Annotated in this window: 25 protein-coding genes, 1 pseudogene and 1 other annotated feature; of the genes and pseudogenes, 8 read left to right on the forward strand and 18 right to left on the reverse strand. The window is 36.4% G+C overall.

Annotated elements, in window-relative coordinates; translation table 11 throughout:
* Window positions 1-307: 307 nt before the first annotated feature.
* Together NSS74_RS21640 and NSS74_RS21645 are read right to left on the reverse strand one after the other, a co-directional pair.
* Entirely contained in the window at window positions 308-1,480 is a 1,173-nt protein-coding gene (locus NSS74_RS21640; protein WP_001206332.1) for an acetyl-CoA C-acetyltransferase, read from the reverse strand.
* 21 nt (window positions 1,481-1,501) lie between these two features.
* Window positions 1,502-3,883 (reverse strand): 3-hydroxyacyl-CoA dehydrogenase/enoyl-CoA hydratase family protein, encoded by a 2,382-nt coding sequence (locus tag NSS74_RS21645; protein WP_002143651.1) that lies wholly within the window; start codon window positions 3,881-3,883, stop codon window positions 1,502-1,504.
* Between the two features lie 237 nt (window positions 3,884-4,120).
* Here NSS74_RS21645 and NSS74_RS21650 point away from each other — a divergent pair, with 237 nt between their 5' ends.
* Both NSS74_RS21650 and NSS74_RS21655 read left to right on the forward strand, forming a co-directional pair.
* The gene (locus tag NSS74_RS21650) at window positions 4,121-4,267 is read left to right on the forward strand and encodes a YuzL family protein (protein ID WP_002034611.1); all 147 of its coding nucleotides are present in this window, start codon (window positions 4,121-4,123) and stop codon (window positions 4,265-4,267) included.
* 97 nt (window positions 4,268-4,364) lie between these two features.
* A complete protein-coding gene (locus NSS74_RS21655; protein ID WP_033713142.1) occupies window positions 4,365-5,204 on the forward strand; it encodes a D-alanyl-D-alanine carboxypeptidase family protein in 840 nt (279 codons plus the stop codon).
* Window positions 5,205-5,226: 22 nt separating this feature from the next.
* Here the strand turns inward: NSS74_RS21655 and NSS74_RS21660 are convergent, their stop codons facing one another.
* From NSS74_RS21660 to NSS74_RS28005, 5 genes and pseudogenes are all read right to left on the reverse strand, one after another.
* Window positions 5,227-6,144 (reverse strand): proline dehydrogenase family protein, encoded by a 918-nt coding sequence (locus tag NSS74_RS21660; protein ID WP_002129778.1) that lies wholly within the window; start codon window positions 6,142-6,144, stop codon window positions 5,227-5,229.
* A gap of 310 nt (window positions 6,145-6,454) precedes the next feature.
* Window positions 6,455-6,700 (reverse strand): YusU family protein, encoded by a 246-nt coding sequence (locus tag NSS74_RS21665; protein ID WP_001290599.1) that lies wholly within the window; start codon window positions 6,698-6,700, stop codon window positions 6,455-6,457.
* 48 nt (window positions 6,701-6,748) lie between these two features.
* Window positions 6,749-7,051, reverse strand: a complete 303-nt coding sequence (locus NSS74_RS21670) for an MTH1187 family thiamine-binding protein (RefSeq protein ID WP_001018862.1) — start codon at window positions 7,049-7,051, stop codon at window positions 6,749-6,751.
* A gap of 77 nt (window positions 7,052-7,128) precedes the next feature.
* Window positions 7,129-8,082, reverse strand: coding sequence for a methyl-accepting chemotaxis protein (locus NSS74_RS28000; RefSeq protein WP_369811985.1), 954 nt, complete (start codon window positions 8,080-8,082; stop codon window positions 7,129-7,131).
* Window positions 8,077-9,129, reverse strand: a pseudogene (locus tag NSS74_RS28005) (cache domain-containing protein); the annotation flags it as partial. The gene NSS74_RS28000 and the pseudogene NSS74_RS28005, both read right to left, overlap by 6 nt.
* Window positions 9,130-9,337: 208 nt before the next feature.
* Between NSS74_RS28005 and NSS74_RS21680 the strand changes: the two are divergent.
* Window positions 9,338-10,096 carry a TrmB family transcriptional regulator gene (locus tag NSS74_RS21680; RefSeq protein WP_002034606.1) on the forward strand — a complete coding sequence of 253 codons (759 nt, stop codon included), beginning with the start codon at window positions 9,338-9,340 and terminating at the stop codon, window positions 10,094-10,096.
* 180 nt (window positions 10,097-10,276) lie between these two features.
* Here NSS74_RS21680 and NSS74_RS21685 read toward each other — a convergent pair whose 3' ends face one another.
* From NSS74_RS21685 to NSS74_RS21695, 3 genes are all read right to left on the reverse strand, one after another.
* On the reverse strand, window positions 10,277-10,450 hold the full coding sequence (locus NSS74_RS21685) for a hypothetical protein (protein ID WP_002034605.1): 174 nt from the start codon (window positions 10,448-10,450) through the stop codon (window positions 10,277-10,279).
* A 77-nt stretch (window positions 10,451-10,527) separates the two neighbouring features.
* Window positions 10,528-11,823, reverse strand: coding sequence for an MFS transporter (locus tag NSS74_RS21690; protein ID WP_002143657.1), 1,296 nt, complete (start codon window positions 11,821-11,823; stop codon window positions 10,528-10,530).
* Window positions 11,823-13,136 (reverse strand): APC family permease, encoded by a 1,314-nt coding sequence (locus tag NSS74_RS21695; RefSeq protein ID WP_002143658.1) that lies wholly within the window; start codon window positions 13,134-13,136, stop codon window positions 11,823-11,825. Before NSS74_RS21695 ends, NSS74_RS21690 begins: the two co-directional genes overlap by 1 nt.
* A 65-nt stretch (window positions 13,137-13,201) precedes the next feature.
* Window positions 13,202-13,438, reverse strand: a binding site (T-box leader).
* Between the two features lie 165 nt (window positions 13,439-13,603).
* Here NSS74_RS21695 and NSS74_RS21700 point away from each other — a divergent pair.
* Window positions 13,604-13,831: a hypothetical protein gene (locus NSS74_RS21700; RefSeq protein ID WP_002015964.1), complete on the forward strand. Its 228-nt coding sequence runs from the start codon at window positions 13,604-13,606 to the stop codon at window positions 13,829-13,831.
* 90 nt (window positions 13,832-13,921) lie between these two features.
* Here the strand turns inward: NSS74_RS21700 and NSS74_RS21705 are convergent, their stop codons facing one another.
* From NSS74_RS21705 to NSS74_RS21715, 3 genes are all read right to left on the reverse strand, one after another.
* Window positions 13,922-14,887, reverse strand: coding sequence for a hypothetical protein (locus tag NSS74_RS21705; protein WP_002143659.1), 966 nt, complete (start codon window positions 14,885-14,887; stop codon window positions 13,922-13,924).
* A 129-nt stretch (window positions 14,888-15,016) separates the two neighbouring features.
* Complete coding sequence (yidC, locus tag NSS74_RS21710; RefSeq protein WP_002015966.1) at window positions 15,017-15,799, reverse strand: membrane protein insertase YidC; 783 nt, start codon at window positions 15,797-15,799, stop codon at window positions 15,017-15,019.
* A gap of 28 nt (window positions 15,800-15,827) precedes the next feature.
* Window positions 15,828-16,112, reverse strand: coding sequence for a hypothetical protein (locus NSS74_RS21715; RefSeq protein ID WP_002015967.1), 285 nt, complete (start codon window positions 16,110-16,112; stop codon window positions 15,828-15,830).
* Between the two features lie 274 nt (window positions 16,113-16,386).
* Between NSS74_RS21715 and NSS74_RS21720 the strand changes: the two genes are divergently transcribed.
* The gene (locus NSS74_RS21720) at window positions 16,387-17,280 is read left to right on the forward strand and encodes a YitT family protein (RefSeq protein ID WP_000530031.1); all 894 of its coding nucleotides are present in this window, start codon (window positions 16,387-16,389) and stop codon (window positions 17,278-17,280) included.
* Window positions 17,281-17,621: 341 nt separating this feature from the next.
* Window positions 17,622-18,008 (forward strand): DUF3938 domain-containing protein, encoded by a 387-nt coding sequence (locus tag NSS74_RS21725; RefSeq protein ID WP_002143660.1) that lies wholly within the window; start codon window positions 17,622-17,624, stop codon window positions 18,006-18,008.
* A 225-nt stretch (window positions 18,009-18,233) separates the two neighbouring features.
* On the opposite strand, the gene NSS74_RS21730 is transcribed toward NSS74_RS21725, so the two are convergent.
* The 5 genes from NSS74_RS21730 to NSS74_RS21750 all read right to left on the reverse strand — a co-directional run bounded on the left by NSS74_RS21730 (window position 18,234) and on the right by NSS74_RS21750 (window position 21,387).
* A complete protein-coding gene (locus NSS74_RS21730; RefSeq protein WP_340814318.1) occupies window positions 18,234-18,374 on the reverse strand; it encodes a DUF3985 family protein in 141 nt (46 codons plus the stop codon).
* A gap of 85 nt (window positions 18,375-18,459) precedes the next feature.
* Window positions 18,460-19,512 carry a site-2 protease family protein gene (locus NSS74_RS21735; RefSeq protein WP_016102234.1) on the reverse strand — a complete coding sequence of 351 codons (1,053 nt, stop codon included), beginning with the start codon at window positions 19,510-19,512 and terminating at the stop codon, window positions 18,460-18,462.
* A 42-nt stretch (window positions 19,513-19,554) separates the two neighbouring features.
* Entirely contained in the window at window positions 19,555-20,262 is a 708-nt protein-coding gene (locus tag NSS74_RS21740) for a DUF3169 family protein (protein WP_033728257.1), read from the reverse strand.
* On the reverse strand, window positions 20,252-20,497 hold the full coding sequence (locus NSS74_RS21745) for a helix-turn-helix transcriptional regulator (protein ID WP_002067963.1): 246 nt from the start codon (window positions 20,495-20,497) through the stop codon (window positions 20,252-20,254). The genes NSS74_RS21740 and NSS74_RS21745 overlap by 11 nt, the downstream gene beginning before the upstream one ends.
* A gap of 275 nt (window positions 20,498-20,772) precedes the next feature.
* Complete coding sequence (locus tag NSS74_RS21750) at window positions 20,773-21,387, reverse strand: DedA family protein (RefSeq protein WP_002143668.1); 615 nt, start codon at window positions 21,385-21,387, stop codon at window positions 20,773-20,775.
* 414 nt (window positions 21,388-21,801) lie between these two features.
* Between NSS74_RS21750 and NSS74_RS21755 the strand changes: the two genes are divergently transcribed.
* Both NSS74_RS21755 and NSS74_RS21760 read left to right on the forward strand, forming a co-directional pair.
* On the forward strand, window positions 21,802-22,245 hold the full coding sequence (locus NSS74_RS21755; protein WP_002034632.1) for a DUF3978 family protein: 444 nt from the start codon (window positions 21,802-21,804) through the stop codon (window positions 22,243-22,245).
* A gap of 30 nt (window positions 22,246-22,275) precedes the next feature.
* Window positions 22,276-22,737 carry a L,D-transpeptidase gene (locus NSS74_RS21760; protein WP_002015973.1) on the forward strand — a complete coding sequence of 154 codons (462 nt, stop codon included), beginning with the start codon at window positions 22,276-22,278 and terminating at the stop codon, window positions 22,735-22,737.
* The last annotated feature ends 255 nt before the right edge of the window (window positions 22,738-22,992 follow it).

Here is a 22,992-nt window from a genome sequence, read left to right on the forward strand (position 1 = left end):
CTTTGTTGCTTCCATTCTTTGCTTTAGCGTCCTCACATTCTGAGCGAGCCGCCTACGCTTTTTTTATAATCCAGTTCCAGCGGCTAGAACAGTCGGTCGTTTCCCCCCTTCCTGTGAGGCAAAAAGCGCCTCTTCGTCAGGGCTTCCAACGCCCTCCTGTTCTGAGCAAGCCACCTGCACTTTTTTTATAATCCAGTTCCAGCGGCTAGAATGTTCGATGGCTTCGCTTCTTCCTACGAGGCAAACAGCGCCTCTTCGTCTGAAGCTCCATCCCCCTCACATTCTGAGCGAGCCGCTTCCACTTTTTTTATAGTAATTCAAACACTCCCGCTGCTCCCATTCCGCCGCCGATACACATTGTTACGATACCGAATTGTTGGTTGCGACGTTTCATTTCGTGAATAAGAGATAGTGTTAGTTTTGCTCCTGTACAGCCAAGTGGATGTCCAAGTGCGATTGCACCGCCGTTTACGTTTACTTTTTCTTCATCTAGACCAAGTTCACGAATAACTTGGATAGATTGAGAAGCGAATGCTTCATTTAGTTCAAATAGACCGATATCAGATAGCTCTAAACCAGCTAATTTTAACGCTTTTGGAATTGCAGCAATTGGGCCGATTCCCATTACTTCTGGTGGTACTCCAGCTACTGCGAATGAACGGAATTTTGCAAGTGGCTTCATGCCATCGCTCACTGCTTTTTCACGATCCATTAATAGTACAGATGCTGCACCGTCACTCATTTGTGAAGAGTTACCAGCCGTTACAGAACCGCGAACGTTAAATGCTGGACGTAATTTACCTAAAATGTCTAGCGTCGTCTCTGCTCTTACACCTTCGTCTTGTGCGAAAATGATTGTTTCTTCTTGCAGTTTGTTGTTTGATCCAACCGAGCGTAACGTCACATCTACAGATACTGTTTCATCCGCAAAGTTCCCTGCAGCTAATGCTTTCGCAGCACGTTGATGACTTCTTACTGCAAATGCATCTTGTTCTTCACGAGAAATTCCATATTTCACAGCAACTTGCTCTGCTGTATGTCCCATACCCATATAATATTCTGGAGCAGCTTCTACAAGGCGACTGTTCGGACGAACAACGTGCCCCATCATTGGAACTAAACTCATTGATTCCGCTCCGCCTGATAATACAGCTTCAGAGTGACCAAGCATAATGCGCTCTGCTCCGTAAGCGATACTTTGTAAACCTGAAGAACAGTAACGGTTAATTGTAATAGCTGGAACATCGTAAGAAAGTCCTGCTAATCCGCCGATATTACGAGCCATATTTAAACCTTGCTCTGCTTCTGGCATCGCACAACCGAAAATTAAATCATCGATTGGTCCTTCATAATTCGCACGCTTTAACGTTTCTTTTACTACTAACGCCCCTAGATCGTCAGGACGAACTGTTTTTAATGAACCCCTCTTTGCTTTTCCAATTGGTGTTCTTGCTCCCGCAACAATGACAGCTTCTCTCATGAACGATATCTCCCCTCGTTATTAGTTACGTAATGGTTTTCCTTTTACAAGCATGTGCTGCATTCTTGCTTGTGATTTCATCTCACTTACTAAGCTAATAAATGCTTCACGTTCTACATCTAATAAATACTGCTCATCAACTTCTGTTCCGTACGGCACTTTTCCGCCCGCAATGACATATGCCAGTTTCTTCGCAATGTGCAGATCATGTTCAGAAATGTAACCTGATAAATGCATTGCCTCTGCACCAAGTACAAGCGCTGCATATCCTGTCTCACCAACAACTGGTATCTTTTTGCGGATAGGTGCTTTATAACCTGCTTCATATAAAGAAAGTGCTTTTTGTTTCGCATCATATAGTAAGTGATCACCATTCACACTAATACCGTCTTTATCGCCTAAGAAGTTGTTCGATACAGCTTCTTGTGCTGATGTAGAAACTTTCGCCATCGCTACAGATTCGAATACTTTATTCGCAACTTTTTGTAAGTCAAATTCTACACCGTTTGCCATTTTGTTTAAGTGTTTAATGTATAACTCTTTGTTACCGCCTCCGCCAGGGATTAAGCCAACACCTACTTCTACTAAGCCCATATATGTTTCGCTAGAAGCTTGAATGCTCGCTGCTGGTAAACAAACTTCTGTACCGCCGCCAAGCGTCATACCATATGGCGCCGCTACAACTGGCTTAGAAGAGTACTTAATTTTCGTCATTGCATCTTGGAAGTTTTTCACAACCCACTCAATTTCAAAGTAGTTGTCGTCTTGTGCTTCCATTAAGATCATTGCAAGGTTCGCACCAACGCAGAAGTTCTTCGATTGGTTTCCGATAACAAGACCTTTATAATTTTTCTCTACTTCATCAACAGCGTAGTTAATCATTTGCGTAATATCCATACCGATTGCATTGCTCTTCGAATGGAATTCTAAGCAAAGGATACCATCGCCTAAATCGATTAAGCTCGCTCCGCTATTTTTCTTTAATACGCCATTTTTCGCTTTTAATTGTTTAAGAGAAATTGCCTTTTTATTACGTTCGATTAGCTTATATTCGCCATTATCGTAATAGTAGCTATCTCCGTTATCGTGTTTGTAGAAAGTAGTGAAACCTTTCTCTAACATTTCTTTCACCCAAGTCGGAACAACTACGCCGTTTTCTTCCATCTTTTGAACAGACTTTTCAACGCCGATTGCATCCCAAACTTCAAATGGCCCTTGCTCCCAGCCGAAGCCCCACTTCATCGCTTGGTCAATTGCAACGATATCGTCAGCAATTTCTTTATGAAGTTTTGCAGAGTATAAAAGAGTTGGTGTGATGATGTTCCATAACAACTCTCCTGCGCGGTCTTTCGCGTATACAAGCGCTTTCAATTTATTCGATAAACCTTTTTCTTGTTTACTTAACTCGATAGATGCAGCTTTTAATTTCTTGCGAGCTTCGTATTCCATCGTTTCAGGATTTAGTTCTAAAATTTCTTTTCCTTGTTTTAAGAAGAAGCCTTGACCTGTTTTGCTTCCAAGCCATTTTTTATCAAGCATGTCATGCATGAAAGCAGGTACTTTAAATACATCGCGCTCTTCTTCTTGTACATTTTCATATACGTTATTTGCAACGTGTACAAATGTATCTAAACCAACAACATCTAATGTACGGAACGTTGCGCTCTTCGGACGACCAATTAATGGACCTGTTACAGAGTCAACTTCTCCAATGCTATAGCCACGCTTAATCATTTCTTGAAGCGTTACAAGCAAGCCATACGTACCGATGCGGTTTCCAATAAAGTTTGGTGTGTCTTTTGCGATAACAACGCCTTTTCCAAGAACGTCTTCGCCAAATAGTTTCATGAAGCTTAATACTTGTGGATCAGTTTCTTTCGTCGGTATTACCTCTAGAAGTTTTAAATATCGTGGTGGGTTAAAAAAGTGTGTTCCTAAGAAGTGTTTCTGGAAGTCGTCTGAACGACCCTCTGCCATTTTTTCAACGGAAATGCCTGATGTATTTGAGCTCACAATTGAGCCTGGTTTACGAACAGCATCTACTTTTTCAAATAGTTTCTTCTTTATATCTAAGTTTTCAACTACTACTTCAATAATCCAATCTACATCAGCTAGACGCTCAAGATCATCTTCTAAGTTACCTGCTTCAATCAGTGCTAAATTTCCTTTCACTGTCAGAGGAGCTGGTTTTTGCTTTAATAGTTTTTGCACAGCCGTATTACTAAAACGATTTCTCACACTTTTATGTTCTAATGTAAGTCCCTTCGCCTCTTCTTCTTTCGTAAGCGCAGGTGGTACAATATCAAGCAATAATGTCGGAATACCAATATTAGCTAAGTGTGCCGCAATCCCTGAACCCATTACGCCTGAACCTAGAACAGCAGCCTTTTTAATTTGGAACATCCATTTCTCCCCCTATTCTTGAATGAATGCTCATTCAATTTTTCGACATAAGTCGCAATCAATGAGTGAGCCTCTACTAATAAATATATGATACAGTTTGAATTTTCGCAATATATTTATTGATAAAATTTTCTGAAATAAATATATTTCTTTCATTTGGCTATGCTATACATGTGTATTTTCTTCATCAAAATGCACTTTTCCTTTTTATAATCTGACGAAACTGGAGGAATATATATGGCAAAACTTAAGAAGAACCCTTCAAAAGCTGGAATTAGCGCAGCAAGTGTAACTGGAAATGCAGGTCCGCATAATCACGGTGTTGAAAAAGGGCGTCAAAGTAATAACCAACAATATAAGAAGCATAATATGGGCGAAAAATAACGGTATATTTTTGGGCAGAGAACGTGGCATAATGATTAATGGCTGCTTTTTCTGCCCAATTTATTTGTACATATGGAAAACAAAAGAGGGAACGACGATGAAACGAACAATAATTATGATTGTAATGATTGCCACACTATTTACAGGGATGATTTTCTTCTCTTATGCACAAAGGCAACAAGTTGTAAGAGCAGATCAGCCTAACATTACTGGGCAATACGGGATTACAATCGATGCAGACACAGGTGAAATTTTGTATGGAAAACGGGAAGATGAACGCTCTTATCCGGCTAGTATAGGGAAAATGATGACTACCTTACTCTTACTAGAAAATGTGAAAGAAGATGAAGAAATTACGGTTACAGAGAATGCGATTAAAACGGAAAGTCAAAGTAAGAAGATTAAGCTTCGCGCGGGTGAAAAATTAAAACGTGATGAGGCATTAAAACTTATGCTTATTATTAGTGCAGACCCAATCGCTGAGTCAATTGCAGAACATATCGCAGGATCAAAAAATGAGTTTGTGAAAATGATGAACGCTAGGGCGAAGGAACTTGGGACAAAACATGCGACTTTCAAAAACGCAAGCGGTGCTGATGCACTTGGAAATAAAGTATCACCATATGACATTGCTATTATTACGAAAGAAGCCTTGAAGTATCCGATCGTTTTAGAATATATGAATTCAATACATACAACACTACATACTTCAGAGCGTTCTCCGAAAATCGCAAACTATGGACGGGAAGAACTATATGATGATCCATATGCGATTGGAAGTAAAAGCGGTTTATCAGCACTCGGAAAATACACAGTCGTAACAGTTGATGAAAAAGACGGTAAACGCGTCATTAACGTCGTGTTATCTTCTACTCGTACGCAGCTATATCCTGATACGAAGAAAATGGCGCACTACGCATTTCAGCAATTAAAATAACCAAGGAGTATTTTCTCCTTGGTTATTTTTTGATCATACCTTTTAATACGAACGCAACGTTTGCTGGACGTTCTGCTAGACGGCGCATGAAATAGCCATACCAGTCGTTTCCATAAGGCACGTAAACGCGCATTTTGTAACCTTCTTTTACTAACTCAAGTTGACGCTCTGTACGAATACCAAATAACATTTGGAATTCAAATTGATCCCTTGGAATGTTGTGTTCTTCCGCAAGTTTTTTCGTATATTCAATAATCGCTTCGTCATGTGAAGCAATTGCAGTGTAATTTCCATTTAATAAGTGCATTTTAATAATTTTTTTATAATTGTCATCTACATCTTTCTTATCCGGGAACGCTACCTCTTCAGGTTCTTTATAAGCTCCTTTTACAAGACGTAAATTAGGACTATAAGCATTTAATTCTTCCATATCTTTTTCTGTACGATATAAGTAAGCTTGAATAACTGTACCAATATTATCGTATTCAGATTTTAATTGTTTAAAGATATCAATTGTTTTTCCGCAGCGCGTATAGTCTTCCATATCAATTGTAATAAACACACCATTTTCTTTTGCAGCTTCTAAAATACGGCGCATATTGTTCATTACGATTTCGTCAGAAATATCTAATCCCATAGAAGTCATCTTTAAAGAAAGCTGCGAATTAAGACCTTCTCTTCCAATTGCACGAATCGCTTCAATCGATTCGCTAGCCATTTCATTTGCTTCCGCTTCGTTATCAACGAATTCACCTAAATAATCGATTGTTACACAAAGACCTTGCTTATTTAATGCTTTAATTGCAGCTGTCGCTAATTCAATCGTTTCCCCTGCGACGAAGCGACCTGCACCAAAGCGTAAACCGTACTTTTTAGCCAGTTTTGTTAGCGCTTTATTTTTAGATAAGAAAAGAAACGAATTTCGCATTAATTGTTCCATGTAATTCACCCCTACGACTATAATTTATCTGTTTTTTACCCCTCTTCAAAATTATATCATTGTTTAAAATTATTTGATACAAATAATTATTTAGATAATTTATAAAATACTATCAAAACATTTAAAACCCTATATTCTCGTTTATAAATATGAATAAACTATTTTTCGACATTCAGAAAAAACGGGTTTACTAGGGAAAAAATGAGCATGCCGAAAATATTCGACATGCTCACAAAACCATTTATATTTCATGTAAATTATATAAGGATATTAATAACAAAAACTTGAGGTAACATTATCTCAAGCCTTCTTACTTCTCATTTCGCTTCTCATCATTCAGCTTTTTAATATTCGTAATTAACTGTACCATCTCTTCTTTTGCATCTGGATACGTCTCATTCCAATGTTTCACTAAAGCTGGCATCGTCTTAGCCATATAAGAATAAAGTGCCCATTTCTGTACCTGCTCTTTTCGCTCTTCGTTGCTCTCTCCAAGTAATAGTTCCGTGTATTTCTCTAGCAAGCCATCAAACTGCTCATTAAACTTTTCACTCATCTTATTTTCCTCCTATATGAAAAAAGCAGCGAAGATCGCTGCTTTTTCTTATAATTTTGATCGAACAGAGTTTAATTTCTTCTCCATCGTACTTACTTTATCACGGCGATCATCGATACGAATTGTTGTCGCAACGCGCTGTGCACCTTTCGTGTATGGAACTTCATGCATTTGTTGAATGACTTCTAAAATGACAGGAAGATCTCCTTCAATTACTGTATTCATCGGTGTTAATTGATACTTCACGCGATCAGCATTTTTCTCTAGTACCTTTTGTACTTCTGCTACATATTCACTAACACTTGGATTACCTGTTCCTACTGGAATAATCGATACATCAACAATTGCCATAATAATCTTCCTCCTATTACTGCTTCTTATATATCCATTGTCTATTTTACCGAAATTCTCATCATTTTACTAATACGTTACTCTTCTACTTTAAACTGCTCAACCAATCTTTCTAAGTCCTGCATATTCTCTGTCAAACTTTCCATCGTATGAGCTACTTTTTCTAAATGATTCACTTGTGACTCAGTTGCTGCATTTACCTCTTCAGAAACAGCCGCACTCTCTTGACTCGTGCTAGCAATTGTTTGCATAACTTCTGTAATTTCTTCTTGCTCGTGACCTATGTTATTTACCTCTTCTACAATTTTTTCAACTGAGGCACTAATAGTATTTACAACTGACATAATTGTGCGGAATTCTGTCTCCGCCTCTGTCGTAACTTTATTTTGTATATCCGCAATGTCTTTCAATTTACTTACAACTTCTACAACTCGCTTTACTTCTAACTGCACATCGCTAATCATTATTGTAATCTCACCCGTTGCCTCTTTTGATTGTTCAGCTAATTTCCGAACCTCTTCAGCAACAACAGCAAAGCCCTTACCTTGCTCACCTGCACGTGCTGCTTCAATTGAAGCGTTTAAAGCCAGTAAATTCGTTTGATCCGAAAGACCTTTTATAAGTTCTACCACATTTTGAATCGATCCAACCCTTTGCTCTAACTTACCGGACGCTTCTTCCGTATGAACAACGATAGAAGATGATTGTTCTCTTGTACGAACTAAATTACGCATCGTATTGAGTCCCTGCTTAGATGCCTCTTCAGCTTTGCCAGCCACTCCTTTTATTTCACCAACGGAGTTATTCATTTGTTCCACTGACTGCGCCATATTCTCGAGCTGTTCTGAAACTTCATCTACACTATTAGCAAGAGTAGACGCGCCTCCGCTCACATCATCCATTGCACCTGAAACTTCTCTACTAGCTGCTACAGTTTCATTCGTTAAATAATGCAGATTGTGAGTCGATTTCTGTACTGTCGATACACTATTTTTAATTTTACTTACCATTTCATTCATTTGCTCAACCATATCATTAAAGTGAGTCGTAAGCATACCAACCTCATCTTTACTTGTCACCTTCATTTGTAGTGTTAAATCACCTTCCGCTACTTTTTGAACGTGATTTGTTAATAGTTGTAATGGTCTTGCTAATCTTCTTGAGAATAAATATGATGCTACTATTCCAACTAATAAACTAATACACGCCATTATAATAACTGTATTTCTCGTACTACTTAACAATCCATCAATCGTTTGTTTCGGATAAAAGATTCCTATCTTCCATTTCATCGCATCAAATGACTGACTATAAACAACTACATCTTCACCTTTTAATGTAGTGACAGCATATTTTGTTACCTCTTTATTTAAACTCTTCATAAGTGGCTCTTTAGAAACATCTTTCCCTACTTTTTCTGGATAAACAAGAGCCATATTTTTATCATTTATAATAAACATTTCTCCGTCATTATTGTATTGAATATTGTGAAGCAATTTCTGAATTGTTCCGAGCGATACATCCATCGCAACAACGCCTAATACAGATCCATCTTGAGCTGTAATTGCTTTAGAAACCCCTACACTTAACTTTCCTGTCGCAATTTCATAAGAAGGTTGTCCCCAATGAACCCTTTTCACATCAGCCTCTGAATCTTTATACCACGTTCTTGTCGTTGGATCATATCCTTCTGGCACTTGCCCACCTTCAGCAAGATTGGCACTTAATGTTTTTTTATCTTTCGTACCAATATATAAATCTAAAATACCGGGATGATTCTTTTTATACTCTGCAAACTCTTTCGTTAAAAACGCTTCCTCTTCTGGAGTAACCCCATCTTGAATCATATTACGAATCATCTCACTGTTCGCATAATACCCCATATCTTCATCAGTTCTTTGAACAAATGTCGTAAGTTGCTCTGTCACAAGGTCCATCGTATTTTGAGAATACTGGTCTAAGGAACGCACTTCCTTTTCTTTCTGTAATTGATACATAGCTGTACCTAATATTACGAACATCATAGAAATAAGTACTGAAAATACTACTGTAATTTTTAAACGTAAACTTCTCAACATCTTCCCTCAAGCATCCCCTTCTCGATGAAATTTAATCATACTAATCACTATATTAAGTATAATGGATAAATCAGAAAGCTCAATCTATATAGTTTAAAAAATTGAAATTTATTCTCATTTCAATCAACCTACTTGTTATCTCAACACTTGTGTAAAAACAAATAGTTCATTATCCTTAACATATAATCTCATTCGTTCGGAGGGAACTATGCTACAAAAATTCGGTTTCTCACAATATGAAAGCCAAGCTTATGAAGTTGTCGTATCAAGCAATGACCCATTAGATGCAACAACTATCGTTAAACATTCAGGTGTTCCAAAAGCAAAAATATACGAAGTGTTAGCACGACTCATTGATAAAGGGATGGTAATGGATTCTGTTTCTGAAAAGAAAAAATTGTATACAGCATTACCACTCAAGCTAGCAATTGAAAAGTTAACGACAGAATTCCAATCTAATATTAAAGAACTTGAAAATAATATTTCTAAAAAATCATTTACAGATGACCGCGTTTGGAGTTTAAAAATGCAGTCTTCTATTAAAGTACAAAGTAGGCAACTTATAGAAGATGCGAAAGAATCCATACGCATCTCCGCATGGAACGATACCCTTTTAGAATATCTTCCTTTACTAGAACAAAAAGAAAAACAAGGCGTCCAAGTCGAGTCCCTCATAGTTGGAAAAGTGGAAACTGACTTAGAAAACATGCATTTTTTAATCCCAGCTCAAGAACCTAACGCATTAGAGCGTTATTTACTACTCATCGTTGACGATAGTGAAATTTTATTTGCTGGTGTAGAGCAAGAATCATGGCAAGCGATGAAAACAATGTCACAACCTTTCGTGAAGTTCTTTACGGAGTTCTTCTATCATGACGTTGCACTTGCGAAAATTACAGAGAAGCACCATGATCTCTTTATGCAGGATGAGGAAATTAAGGAATTGTTGATGAAGTTGAGATATTAACAATTCCCAAAATCGATTCTACCATTTGAATAGATAATATAATTTTTCATACAAAAAAAGCTGTATCAAACGGAGTTTTACATACTCATTTGGTACAGCTCTTTTTTACGCTTTCGCTAATTTAATTTTATGTAGTTGGTTTTTCGGATGGTTTTGATTTGTAAATACAGAACGTTCATTTCACGACTTCTTTTGCTCCTTTATCTCCATCAAAAGCTCAATAATCTTCTCATTTTGCTCTACTTGTTTCTCAGAATTTTGATAGATGAAACGAATCCATCTAAATACAAAAATAATAAGAAATAATGGGACTAAAGAAATTAGAAAACCAATAATTGAAAAATTAGACTCCATATACTATCACCTCGCTATATACTCCCTTCTCCATTTCTCTACTAACCCCTGCAATGTTTTACACAAAAAAGAACCTATCAAATGATAGATTCTTCTTTCGTAAGCTGATTCGAGCGTCCTCTCGTAATAGAGAAAACCGCACAAAGCAGTGCCAATATAATGAAAACGCCGCCTACCCAAGCGTTATATATAACAGATGATTTCTCAATAACAACTCCGCCCACTGTTGAGCCAAGTGCAATTCCTAAATGAAGTGCAGAGTTATTTAAACCTTGCTGAATACCAGCTGATTCTGGCGCAATTTCAATTAAATAGTTTTGCTGTGCTGGCGAAATTGCCCAGCTCAGCATACTCCAAAGCCCCATCATAATAATGAAAAGCGGGAATGAGAATGTCATCATCGGCAACATAAAGATTGCACATGCAAATACGATAATGATGGAAATAATACTTTTCTTCGATCCCCATTTATCAGCAAGCCAGCCGCCAAGGCCACCTCCAAGTACCGCTGCAATTCCGAAAATGAAGTAAAACACACTAATCCAATTTGCTTCAACATGCATCACATCTTTTAAAAACGGTGTTAAATATGCGTATAGCGTTAAATGACCTGTTAAAAATAAAAATGATGTTAACTGTGCGCTTACAATTTTTTTATCCTTTAACGTAGCAATTTGTTCTCTTATTGATAATACCGATGTCGCTGGTACTTTCGTTAAGAATAATGAAATACAAGCAATCGCCATAACCGTTAATATTGAAATTAATACAAATGGTGCACGCCATCCATATGCATTTCCGAGCACAAGACCTAGCGGTACTCCAAGTACGAGTGATCCACTAATACCCATAAAAATGATTCCAATTGCACGCGCACGGAAATGCGGCTCTACTACACTAGAAGCAAGTGTTACCGATAGTGCAATAATAAGCGATCCACTCGCTGCACAAATTACTCTCGAGAACATTAACATCCCGTAATTCACACTAAATGCCGAAATGATATTTCCAATTAAGAAAATTGATAATGCCACAACATACAATTTCTTTCTTTCAAACTTGCCTGTTAATGCTAATAAAACTGGCCCTGATAGAGCGAATACTACTGAAAATATTGTAATAAGCTGACCAGCTGCACTAATCGACACACCTAAATCATTGGCAACTAAATCAAGCGTTCCTCCTATAATTAGCTCAACCGTTCCGACTACGAAAGCCGCAATAGCTAAAATATATACACGAAAATTCAAGTCTTCCCCCACACTTTCTCTTTTGGTTACTACCATTATAGTAACCAAAAGAGAAAGTGGACGCAAGTACAATTTTTTTACAGCGAAAAAAGCAGGCGTATTATACGCCTGCCCTTCAATCATTAAACTCCAGTTTCTTTCTTCTTATTTAAGTACCAATACACCGGAAGTCCAGTAAATACCATTCCAATTGATAAGAAACAACTTACCGGATCGTTAATAATCGCACTTCCAAGTACAAACAATGACCCTAAAATCGCAACGATTGGTACAATCGGGAATAACGGTACACTATATGCACGCTCTTTATCCTTGTTACGTCTTCGTAAAATGAAGACACCAATAAACGTCATTACGTAGAAAATATAAATAATGAATACGGAAATCTCAGATAGCTTATTCGGATCACTAATAAGCATTAAAATAATTCCTAAAATGATTTCAACAGTAATCGCATTTGCTGGTGTTTTAAATCTCGAATTTTCTTTTGCAATAAACTTAGAAAACGGAAGGTGTCCACGCTCTGCCATCGACATCGGAATACGTGGGAACGTTAAAATCTTTCCATTTAAACAACCGAAAATAGAAATGATAATACCGATACTAATAATTTTCCCGCCATATTCTCCAAGTAACATACCCGCAGCTGTCGCTGTTGCATTTTCTCCAAGGTCTACAATTTTCGCTGCTGGTAATACATTTAATAACGCTAAGTTAATTAACACGTAAGCAGCTGTTACAATTAAAATCCCAACTGTCATTGCCTTCGGTAATAACTTTGTTGGGTTCTTCATTTCTCCGCCAATAGAAGCGAGTAAAATCCAGCCATCATAGGCAAATAAAGTTGCTAAAATTGCCATCCCGATACTTTGATTTTCTGATATCGGTACAACTACGTTGAAGATATCACTATTCCCTTTCCAAAACCCTAGCACAACAATTAATATAATTGGAATCATCTTCCCAACTGTCGTAACCGTTTGGACGATGCCCCCATATTTTGTCCCCAAACTATTTATAACGCCTAGGAACACAACTGTTCCAATTGCGATTGGTAAATTCCAGACTTTATCTAAATAGAAAAAATTGATCATTAAAGAACTAAAATACAAACCTAACGTTCCAATAATAGCTGGTCCATAAACAATTGTTTGCATCCAGCCAGATAAATACCCCCAAAAACTTCCGTAAATCTCCTCTAAATACGTATACAACCCACCATTTTTCGGAATTTGCGCTCCAATTTCGGCTACTGTTAAACCACTTGCTAACGTCAACAGACCACCAATTACCCAAGCAAGAATAGCCATATTAGAACTCCCTGAGTAATCTAATACGCTCCCTGGTTTCATAAACACACCAGACCCAATAATAGTTCCTACTACGATAGAAAGTGCTACTGTTAAACCAATTTTGTTTTTCTCATCATGATGCATGCTGCGTATCCTCCTTCCAATTCTAGTGTGATGCAAAAATGAAATAAAAAAACACTCCTCCCTAAAAAAGGGACGAGTGTTGTATTCGTGGTTCCACCCTTGTTTCAATTAGTAAAGTGACACACTTCACCAATTTCTCAAGTCTAAATAACGGTTTTTGCCGGCATGCAATTACTAGATATACGTTCACTGCTGCAGTTCAGAGGTGGTAATCGATTTTCCCGTATTAGGAAGCTCACAGCCAAAGGCCTCCCTCTCTGATAATCGTAAAAAACTGATCATATCCTCATCATCACTTCTTGATGTCGAATTTTGTAGTTGTTTCCCATTATATTGAATTGTTAGAAAAAATCAATATATTTTTTATATAACATAAGAAACATTTCTCTTCTTATATTATAACAGAAGTTCCGACACTTCTCTAATTCCCTAAAAATGGTACAATTCATGTAGGAGGTGTACTAATAATGATTGCTATTTTTTGTATCATCGCTACGGTTCTTTCTTTTATATTCGCTATCATGTATCGATATAAGTATCCTGGTTATAGCATTTTAGCGGTAGCTATTATACCAGCTGCTTCCTTCTACGTATTAGGTAAATACCAATATACTGAAGTGTTTATCGGTTTTGCAATCTTCTACTGCATCTTTGGATACATACTAACAATGAAAAGAATTTCAATGAATCATTAAAAGGGACCGATTTCTGCTTACAGAAATCGGTCCTCGCATTTGTCGTATGTACCTTTCGGTTGCCCACACGAAAGATACTACATAGTTCAATTATTTATCATCTTTTTTCATAAAAAATTTATGATTTGGAAGATCCACATTTAAATCTGCTAATTGTTTCTTTTCCTTTTCTAGAATCGCTTTCGCTTTTTCTTTTGTCACCTCATCTAAGTTTGCAAAGATGTCTTCATGCTTCCCTTTCTCTGGAAGATTCACACCTAGTTTTGTCAATTCTTCTTTCGCTTGCTCACGAGTTAATTTCCCGGACTTTTCTTGCTCAAAAATAGACTTCGCTTTTTCTTTTGTCGCCTCATCTAGATTCGCGAACATATCACCGTGCTTCCCTTTCTCTGGGAATTTCACACCTAGTTCTTTCAACTTCGCTTTCGCTTGCTCACGAGTTAGTGTTCCAGACTTTTCTTGCTTCAAAATTGCTTCCGCTTTTTCTTTTGTCGCCTCATCTAAATCCGCGAACATGTCACCGTGCTTCCCTTTCTCTGGAAGCGTTACGCCTAATTCTTTCAATTTCTCTTTCACTTGCTCATACGTTAATGCTCCGGACTTTTCTTGCTCAAAAATGGACTTCGCTTTTTCTTTTGTCGCCTCATCTAAATTCGCGAATATATCTTTGTGCTTCCCTTTCTCTGGGAATTTCACGCCTAACTTTGTTAATTCCTCATTTGCTTGTTCGCGAGTTAATTTCCCGGATTTTTCTTGCTCTAGAATCGACTTCGCTTTTTCTTTTGTCGCCTCATCTAAGTCCGCAAGCATGTCTTTGCGTTTCTCCTTCTCTGGAAGTTTCACACCTAGTTCCTCTAACTGTTTCTTTGTATCGTCCATAATCGTTTTTACTTTTTGTTTTGTAGCCTCATCTAAATTCTTCTTTGCAGTTCCTTTTGTAACTTGCTCAGCTGCTGGAGTATTAGTTGCCGCAAACGCTGGTATGCAAGCTCCTCCTATAATTCCAAATGATAAAGCACCTGCAATTGCTACATACCCAACTGTTTTCTTCTTCATAGGAAATTTCCTCCTTCATATTTCTAAAGCATGTACACTTTCGTATACAATGCCAATAATAATGTTGGTTTCTTAAAATTTCCTTAACGATTTAAATAAAAAACACCGCTCATCACGAGCGGCGTTTTTCTAAGCTTTTTGTAATTGTAATTCTTCACGTTCCATTACTTTTCTTAATACAATTGTTTGTGTCATTGTAAATAAGTTACCTGTAATCCAATACAGCACCAGTCCTGATGGCGCCGCAAATCCCATAAATAGAATCATTGCAGGCATCATAATTTGCTGTATTTTCAGCATTTGAACTTGTTCTCCAGGCGTTACATTTGATTGGAACACCTTCATTTGAATAAATGTTGTTAACGCTGCGATAATCGGTAATATATGATATGGATCTGCATGTCCTAGGTTCACCCATAAAAATGAAGATGTACGAATCTCTTCAGTTCGGCTAATCGCATAATACAAAGCAGAGAAAATCGGCATTTGTATAAAGATTGGCCAGCACCCAGCTAACGGATTCCAACCGCCTGATTTCATTAGTTCTGACATTTCTTTTTGATACTGCTTTTGTTTTTCAAGATCTTTACCCACATCACCGTATTTCTGTTTCAGCTTCTGTAATTCAGGTTGCATTTTTTTCATTTTCGCTTGGCTACGATATTGCGAAACAGCTAATGGAATCATTGCTGAACGAATAACGAGCGTCATGATAATGATGGCAATCCCGAAGCTAGCTCCAGGTATATGATGAGCAACAAATTGAATCATAAATGAGATTGGATATACGAAATAATGGTTCCAAATTCCCGTACTATGTGAATCAATTGTACCTGCATTACTGCAGCCAGATAAAACAAAAACAAGTAATAATGATAAACTAATGAGCCTAGCTCGGTATGATTTTAACATGTTCATTCCTCCAATGTTTCGTAATTAATTAGCGAAACATTGGTGTATACGGACCTACCTCGTCACTCTCTCCACTCGATTCTTGTCTGCGGACAGAACGAATCATTCCATATTTATAAAAAATAGAAAATAGCGGTACATTTCTTGTACCCTCTTCACACGTATCTACTAGTTTAAAAGCTCTCTGTCTACCGCTCGATGCTTGCTGACGCACAAAGCGAGAAACGTTAGCAAGAAAAAAGACTTCTAATACACAAAGCGCTGTCGTTACAAACGATATATATAGAATTGCATCCTGCAATAAAAATTCCATCGCTTCACATCCTTAATAAAGTCATTTTAGCATATTCAGCAAACATTCTCTATTTCCTTTTGTTCTCAAAAGTTTTTTTGCATATTTTCTCAAAAAATTATGCTAGAAAACCAATGTATTCGCTTTCTTTAGTATATTCACACGTATCTTTGAATAGGTTTAATTTGTTAGAAATTTATAAAATTTTTGCATTATAATAAAACTATTGCCAGTTTTTGAAAAAAGCTTTATTCTCTTCTTGTAATCAAAAATGAATATGGAGATGAAACATACTATGGGTCAACTAGGAGACGCCGATTACGTTCCCGACACCGCCTTTTTATCCTTCCCAGCAGCTAAAACATTTCATTTAGAATTCATCATACAGTTAGTTGTTATTTTTATAGCTTCTATTTTGTATGCAATTTCTATGAATATGTTTTTTATCCCGCATAATATGATTAGCGGTGGGTTCGCTGGTGTAGGGATGATTATCGGTTATTTAATGCACTACAATATCGGAGCACTTATCTTTTTACTAAACATTCCGCTTCTTATTTTAAGTCACTTTTACTTAGGAAAGAAGACAACCTTTTTAACGGCATACTTTGTAGCTGTATCATCTTTAGCGATGAACATTATCCCAGTACACCAAGTTTCAGATGATATTTTGCTGTCTTCTGTATTCGGTGGTGTCATCTGCGGTGCTGCCTCAGGAATCATATTCCGATTTGCTTCTTCAACAGGTGGTTTTGATGTTGTTGGATTGATTGTAGCGAAACATCGCGATGTTTCAATTGGAGCTATCATCTTTGGATTCAACTTAATCTTACTTGTTGCAGCAGGATTTATTTTCGGATGGGATATTACGCTTTATACGTTAATTAGTCGGTTTGTAGTCAGCAAAGTAATTGATGCCGTGCATACAAAACATATTAAATTAACGATAATGACAATTACAGAAAAAGGTGAGGAAATAAAAAGCTCACTATTACATCACGGCATACGTGGCGTAACAATGGTAGATGCTGTCGGCGGCTATACAAACCATAAGAAAAAAATGATTTACACTGTCGTAACTCGCTACGAGTTGGGCGAAATGAAACGTATTATCCGCCAAGTGGATAATAAAGCATTTATGAACATTACTGAAACAGTTGAAATTGTCGGCCGTTTCAAACGTATATAAAAAAGCGCAAGGAACTACAATTCCTTGCGTTTTTTATTTTTTACACTTATTACAAAATCAGATAATTCTATTATTGTATCACTAAATATGTTATAATAAAACTAGACTTACAAAAAAGAGTATATAGACTTGGAAGTTTCTCTTATTTTTATAAGCAAAAAGAAACGAGCAGTCGGGTATATTTCAGACACCATACACGTAACGGTTTAAAAAAAACCGATCATCTTAGTTATTCTTCACTGATCTTTTTATAAAAGATACGTACAACTAAAATTCACTTCAATATACTATACCTACCTTTTTGACTTCCAAATCATCTTATTACATAAGGAGATGAACATATGAATCAATATATACGATACACACTAGCTGTCCTATTTGCCATCGGCGGCGGCGTGATCTGTTTCTGGACAAACACAGAGCTTGGAGAGAATATCATTTTTAATGGAATCGAAACCCTTGTAAGCGCTTCAATTTTAGGCGGATACATTTTCTTCCTCTTCAATCCAGAAGAAAATGCTCAAAAAACAATGTTATTAACAATGATCGGAATCGTTGGTGGATGTATTTCCTACTCAATGACAAACTATACATTACCACTTCAATTAAGCTCAGCTTTCTTCCACGGTCTATGGACTTGGTTTATCGCATTCTGCCTAGCAGACGTATTCAATCTATTACAGGACACTGAAGAAGAAAATGGTCGTCAAATTGAAAGTAACTCGTAAGCTGGAAGAAATTCTTCCAGCTTTTTTGTTTACTGTTCTTTCCTGTTCATACCCCATCACCAAAATAAAAAGAAGTTACCTCCACGGCAACTTCTTTCCCATATACCCCACTTAGTATTCAATTAAATATATCAACGATTTTTAAAATATATCGATCGTTTCTCCACTTATATCAGCGATTTTTTCATTATATCGGCGGTTCGACACTCAAAACGCACAACATGCTTATCCCCCAAGTAACTCACTGCCGAACTCAACGATTAAAAAGATAATTAATAGGATCGCGAGTATCTTTAATGCTACATACGCCACTTTAAAAACAGCATAAATGAGCAAGACTATCAAAATAATCGATAAAATTTCCATATGTATCTCCTCCTATCTCTTTTATTCTACCTGTACTTCGTTTTTTATGAAATCGAATAAGATGACATATAAAAAAGAGGATACCTCACCCATCGTAAGATACCCTCGCCTGTAGCTGCTCAAACCATTCTCTCTCTACTTGTAAATATCCCATTCCACTCTTCTCAGCACTCTCTAATTCCTTATCAGCTTTCTTCATATAACAGCGGGAAGCTTCCATATCGTCCTCTAAATATTTAATAATTCCTTGTGTACGGTAATATCCGTTTAAATCCATTTTGGTAATGGCCTTTGCATGTTCCTTTGCTTCTTGCAGAGAAAGGCTATCCATCTGATAAAGAGCTTTATATAAAAGATACCAACTATGAAAACTACCAACGAAAAATTTATTTTCCTTCGTTACAGATAGCTGAACAATTTGTTCTATATACGGTATCGCTCTTTCCATTCCCTTTTGATCAGCTCGGGCATAAAAGACGAGCATAAGTCCGCTCATTATCTCTCTTATACTTTTATCCTCTTTTAATTTTTCCTCACTAAGTTCTACTAATCTCTCATCCCAATCTTTCGGTCTTTTATAACTAAATAACTCACTCGATATTTGAATCGTATATAAATGCTGCTTAGCTTTTTCATCATCTTTAATTAAAATGAGAAATTGCATGCCATCACTCAGAAGCGTTCCTTTTATCGGCACGATTGTAACTGCAAAAATCACAAAGTGGAAAACGGAAAAATATAAAAGATATTGATAATAGCTCACCATGTATATGTAACCTGAAGTAATACCGAATAATAAACTCATAATTGGTCCGCCTAAAGTCATCCACGCCCATTTCTTTGAAAGGTTCGGTGTCTCTATAGAAGACGGTGCTAACATCACCACACCACCAAAGTACGCCCATAATTTATTTTCTCGAATGCGTAATTTCCCCTTTTCTTTTTGAACAGTGATAGGTCCTACTGTCATAAATTTAAAATTCAAACCACCTATCAAACCAAATACTACGTGCCCTAGCTCATGAATGGCTAACACTAATAATACAATTCCAAATACTGCCGATATATTCAACATTACTTCTAATTTCCCAGTTCGAATTACTCCGTATAAAATGGACAGAACTAGCGCCGCCGTCATGGAACCAGCTGGCCTTCTTAAAATATCCACCTTTTTCTCCCCTTAATAAATCATTTTTCTCTGCATTTCGTACATGAATTTTCCGAGATGCAATATCCAAATAAATGAGATTAAGCCAATTAATACAAAATCGATATCACTAGCCGCTGTATATATAACGGCAGCCCACCATACATATGCCAATATTGTATTCGTAAATTCATATGCTTTATATCCAGCCTCATGCACAATGTGCTTTAATCCTTCATCTGCGTTTTTCGTCCACATTTTCATAGATTCCATATATGTTACACCTTGTTCAGGATATAGCTTATTATAACGATTTTTTGTTATGAGCCCGATAACCACTACAATAGTTAAACAGACAATAGAAGCTACTAAATTCCACACTGCAAATGACACATTTGTATCCTGTAACAGTGCACGTCTACATGTAATAACTGCATATACAAACCATGCCTGCGTAACTATATCACCTACACGTAAATATATACTTATAATGCCTAATTTTCTGCCTTGTACGCTCTCTTCTTCATCGCGTGCCTCCGCTAACATACGTGTATTCTTCCAAGTGTAGTACATCATTAAGATTCCAAAAATAGTACATACACCTATAAATGTATTAGATGATAATTCTCTCGGTTCATTCGAGAGTAAATTTAAAGCTATATAAGATGTTAAAAAGCCACCCATCATACTTAATGCTATTTTCCCCACAAAATCAAATTGTTTTTTTCGTTTACTCTTCATCTTCATCGTCCTCTTCCCCCTCCACCAACATAAATATCTCCTCCACCGGCGCTCCAAAAATTTGTGCGATTTTTAGCGATAACACAATAGATGGTGCATAATCTCCACGCTCAATTAAACTAATGGTTTGCCGTGATGAGCCAATCGCTTTCCCTAAATCCCCTTGTGATAAACGATGCTTTGCTCGAAATTCCCTCACTCGATTTTGAAGCTTCATGTCTTCCCTCTTTTTCATTTATTTAATTAAAATTGTAAATAATATCCTTATCTTTGTCAATTATAATTGTCATTTTGACTTATATACATGTCAAAAATAAATCTATATTCTCCTAAATATATAACTTAGATAATAGATTTTAATAATCACATACGGAAAAAAATAGGAACGTATTATATACCAGCCACCGGTGACGGTATCGATGGAAAAATAAAAGCAAACTGGAAAATACAATAAAAAAGGCAGTGCTTTTGCACTGCCTCCCTAAAATCTGACATAGAATGGATTCCATATTAACTTGCGTTTTGTAAAAATACTCGTTTTAGTTGCTTGCGGAAACGAATGCTTAACGTAATTGCTACAATGACAATCGCTCCGAAAATGATTTTGCCGATATGATCTCCCAGTAATCCGAAAATATCATGTAAGTTACCACCTAACCAGTAGCCGCCAATTAAGAAGAACGATACCCAGAATAAAGCACCTGAATAAATTGTAATTGCAAAGCGGCGAAACGGTAAGTTAATGATACCTGCAAAGTATCCTGTAAAATGACGTACACCAGGAATGAAGAAGCCAATAAAGATAAGGAAATATCCGTATTTATCGAACCACATTCTCGTTAAATCAATTTTTCTTTGTGTTAAAAATACGTACTTCCCGTATTTTTGAACAAAAGGCATACCAAGCTTATTCCCTAAAAAGTATTGAATCGTCATTCCTACACTTGTCCCAATAAAGGATAGGATAATTAAAATAGGTAAACTTAGATCACCCTTCTGTGCTAAAAACCCCGCATATGCTAATGTTGGCTCTCCCGGAAACGGAAGTGCAATATATTCTAACAGCAGGCCTACAAGTACTACATAATACCCATATTGCTGAAATAATTCATGAACCCATTCCATGTCATCTCCCCTTTCATTCACGTACAACTTCTTACTATTATTGTATAAAAAAATTGTCGAAATAACTATCACAATAGCTTACATTTTTATTACATTTTTGTAAGGCTCATTCTAAAGTTTTTTGTTCTCTATTTACTTATATCTATTAGCATTAAAAAACAAGCTAACAACTATATATCACGCGAAGAAAATCCATTAATATACATTTTTCATCCAGTTTTTAACTCTCGAAAACCACCTTATTTTGTTCTCTATAAAAAACCACCACAAACTCATATGAACTTCATATTAGCTTCATATACGTATTGTAAGATTATATCGGAATTTGTTGAAAAATTTAGCTAATATATGACTAAACATTAAACTGAATAAATATAAATCGCTTTTCGAAATTGAAAAAAGGGTGAATAAGAAATGGAAGCTTATAAAATGCACGATTTTATTAATACGAATGTTGAATCTCATCAAAATGAAACCGTTTTTAATTTACAAATATGTGAAACAAATGAATTTGACGTAAGTTTAACAAAATCTACAACGCTGTCTTTTATCGTTTCAAAAAAGAACATTAAGATCGTCACGAGAAAATGGGTTAATTCAAATCAAGAAAGCATGATTGGCAAAAGCTACATCATTCCAACGAAAGCTTTTCACTATTTCTTACCGATTATTTCTGAAACTGAAGATGAACTAAATATTCGAGTTCAAAGTTTTGGACTACATGGTGAGCTTTTATTAAATGAAAGATTACTTATCGATAAAAACAACAAATGTAATACAAAGATTACTACCTTCTTTGAAACATTAGATGAAAATGTCAATCAAGCATTACGAGGATTACAAATTCATTGTATGTAAGACTACTACAATAAGTAAAAGGAGAATATAATGAAAAAACTATTATTAAGTGCGCTATTATCATTAGGATTTTTAACTCTTCCATTCACTACTGCAGAAGCAGCTACGACGAAAGATCAGCTTATCGTAAACACAAAAATAAATAAAATGGATTATTATCAAGATGGAAAATTCATAAAAAGTTTCACTGTCGCTACTGGAAAAGCAGCAACACCAACACCTAAGGGTACTTTTCAAATCGTAAATAAAATTAAAAACCGTCCTTACTATACAGGAAAAATTAAAGGCGGCGATCCACGTAATCCACTTGGGGACCGCTGGCTCGGATTAAATATGGCAGGAACTTACGGAACAACGTATGCGATTCATGGAACTAACAATAATCAAGCAATCGGGAAAGCAACAACACTTGGTTGTATTCGTATGTTTAACAATGATATTCACTGGTTATTTGAGCGCGTTCAGCAGCAAGCTACTGTCACTGTAAATTAGCCTAAGAACAAGATTTATGTGTAGCCAAGAATTTTATGTCTTGGCTTATTTTATTTATTCATTTACAGTAGCAAAACAACTGTATTTACATATATAATAAAAATAGATTGCATTCAACATCATCTTAACATTGATAAACATGGATATTAAAATTATACAGTTATAATATTTTATAAATTTTACAATACATACTATAATAGAACTACTGTAATACTGAACTATTCAGTGACACTAAACAATCCCCCTTGCTACTTT

It is taken from the genome of Bacillus sp. FSL E2-8868, from assembly GCF_038005505.1.
Lineage (GTDB): Bacteria > Bacillota > Bacilli > Bacillales > Bacillaceae_G > Bacillus_A > Bacillus_A mycoides.

Excerpts from the sequence above, each read along its gene's own strand:
- NSS74_RS21640 (WP_001206332.1), bottom strand. The coding sequence starts at position 1,480 with ATGAGAGAAGCTGTCATTGTTGCGGGAGCAAGAACACCAATTGGAAAA.
- NSS74_RS21650 (WP_002034611.1), top strand. The coding sequence starts at position 4,121 with ATGGCAAAACTTAAGAAGAACCCTTCAAAAGCTGGAATTAGCGCAGCA.
- NSS74_RS21730 (WP_340814318.1), bottom strand. The coding sequence starts at position 18,374 with ATGGAAATTTTATCGATTATTTTGATAGTCTTGCTCATTTATGCTGTT.
- NSS74_RS21660 (WP_002129778.1), bottom strand. The coding sequence starts at position 6,144 with ATGGAACAATTAATGCGAAATTCGTTTCTTTTCTTATCTAAAAATAAA.
- NSS74_RS21720 (WP_000530031.1), top strand. The coding sequence starts at position 16,387 with ATGGGTCAACTAGGAGACGCCGATTACGTTCCCGACACCGCCTTTTTA.
- NSS74_RS21705 (WP_002143659.1), bottom strand. The coding sequence starts at position 14,887 with ATGAAGAAGAAAACAGTTGGGTATGTAGCAATTGCAGGTGCTTTATCA.
- NSS74_RS21745 (WP_002067963.1), bottom strand. The coding sequence starts at position 20,497 with ATGAAAAAGAGGGAAGACATGAAGCTTCAAAATCGAGTGAGGGAATTT.
- NSS74_RS21740 (WP_033728257.1), bottom strand. The coding sequence starts at position 20,262 with ATGAAGAGTAAACGAAAAAAACAATTTGATTTTGTGGGGAAAATAGCA.
- NSS74_RS21735 (WP_016102234.1), bottom strand. The coding sequence starts at position 19,512 with ATGACGGCGGCGCTAGTTCTGTCCATTTTATACGGAGTAATTCGAACT.
- NSS74_RS21695 (WP_002143658.1), bottom strand. The coding sequence starts at position 13,136 with ATGCATCATGATGAGAAAAACAAAATTGGTTTAACAGTAGCACTTTCT.
- NSS74_RS21715 (WP_002015967.1), bottom strand. The coding sequence starts at position 16,112 with ATGGAATTTTTATTGCAGGATGCAATTCTATATATATCGTTTGTAACG.
- NSS74_RS21725 (WP_002143660.1), top strand. The coding sequence starts at position 17,622 with ATGAATCAATATATACGATACACACTAGCTGTCCTATTTGCCATCGGC.
- NSS74_RS21700 (WP_002015964.1), top strand. The coding sequence starts at position 13,604 with ATGATTGCTATTTTTTGTATCATCGCTACGGTTCTTTCTTTTATATTC.
- NSS74_RS21755 (WP_002034632.1), top strand. The coding sequence starts at position 21,802 with ATGGAAGCTTATAAAATGCACGATTTTATTAATACGAATGTTGAATCT.
- NSS74_RS21680 (WP_002034606.1), top strand. The coding sequence starts at position 9,338 with ATGCTACAAAAATTCGGTTTCTCACAATATGAAAGCCAAGCTTATGAA.
- NSS74_RS21690 (WP_002143657.1), bottom strand. The coding sequence starts at position 11,823 with ATGATTGAAGGGCAGGCGTATAATACGCCTGCTTTTTTCGCTGTAAAA.
- NSS74_RS21655 (WP_033713142.1), top strand. The coding sequence starts at position 4,365 with ATGAAACGAACAATAATTATGATTGTAATGATTGCCACACTATTTACA.
- yidC (WP_002015966.1), bottom strand. The coding sequence starts at position 15,799 with ATGTTAAAATCATACCGAGCTAGGCTCATTAGTTTATCATTATTACTT.
- NSS74_RS21685 (WP_002034605.1), bottom strand. The coding sequence starts at position 10,450 with ATGGAGTCTAATTTTTCAATTATTGGTTTTCTAATTTCTTTAGTCCCA.
- NSS74_RS21645 (WP_002143651.1), bottom strand. The coding sequence starts at position 3,883 with ATGTTCCAAATTAAAAAGGCTGCTGTTCTAGGTTCAGGCGTAATGGGT.
- NSS74_RS21665 (WP_001290599.1), bottom strand. The coding sequence starts at position 6,700 with ATGAGTGAAAAGTTTAATGAGCAGTTTGATGGCTTGCTAGAGAAATAC.
- NSS74_RS21750 (WP_002143668.1), bottom strand. The coding sequence starts at position 21,387 with ATGGAATGGGTTCATGAATTATTTCAGCAATATGGGTATTATGTAGTA.
- NSS74_RS21760 (WP_002015973.1), top strand. The coding sequence starts at position 22,276 with ATGAAAAAACTATTATTAAGTGCGCTATTATCATTAGGATTTTTAACT.
- NSS74_RS21670 (WP_001018862.1), bottom strand. The coding sequence starts at position 7,051 with ATGGCAATTGTTGATGTATCGATTATTCCAGTAGGAACAGGTAATCCA.
- NSS74_RS28000 (WP_369811985.1), bottom strand. The coding sequence starts at position 8,082 with ATGGTTGAGCAAATGAATGAAATGGTAAGTAAAATTAAAAATAGTGTA.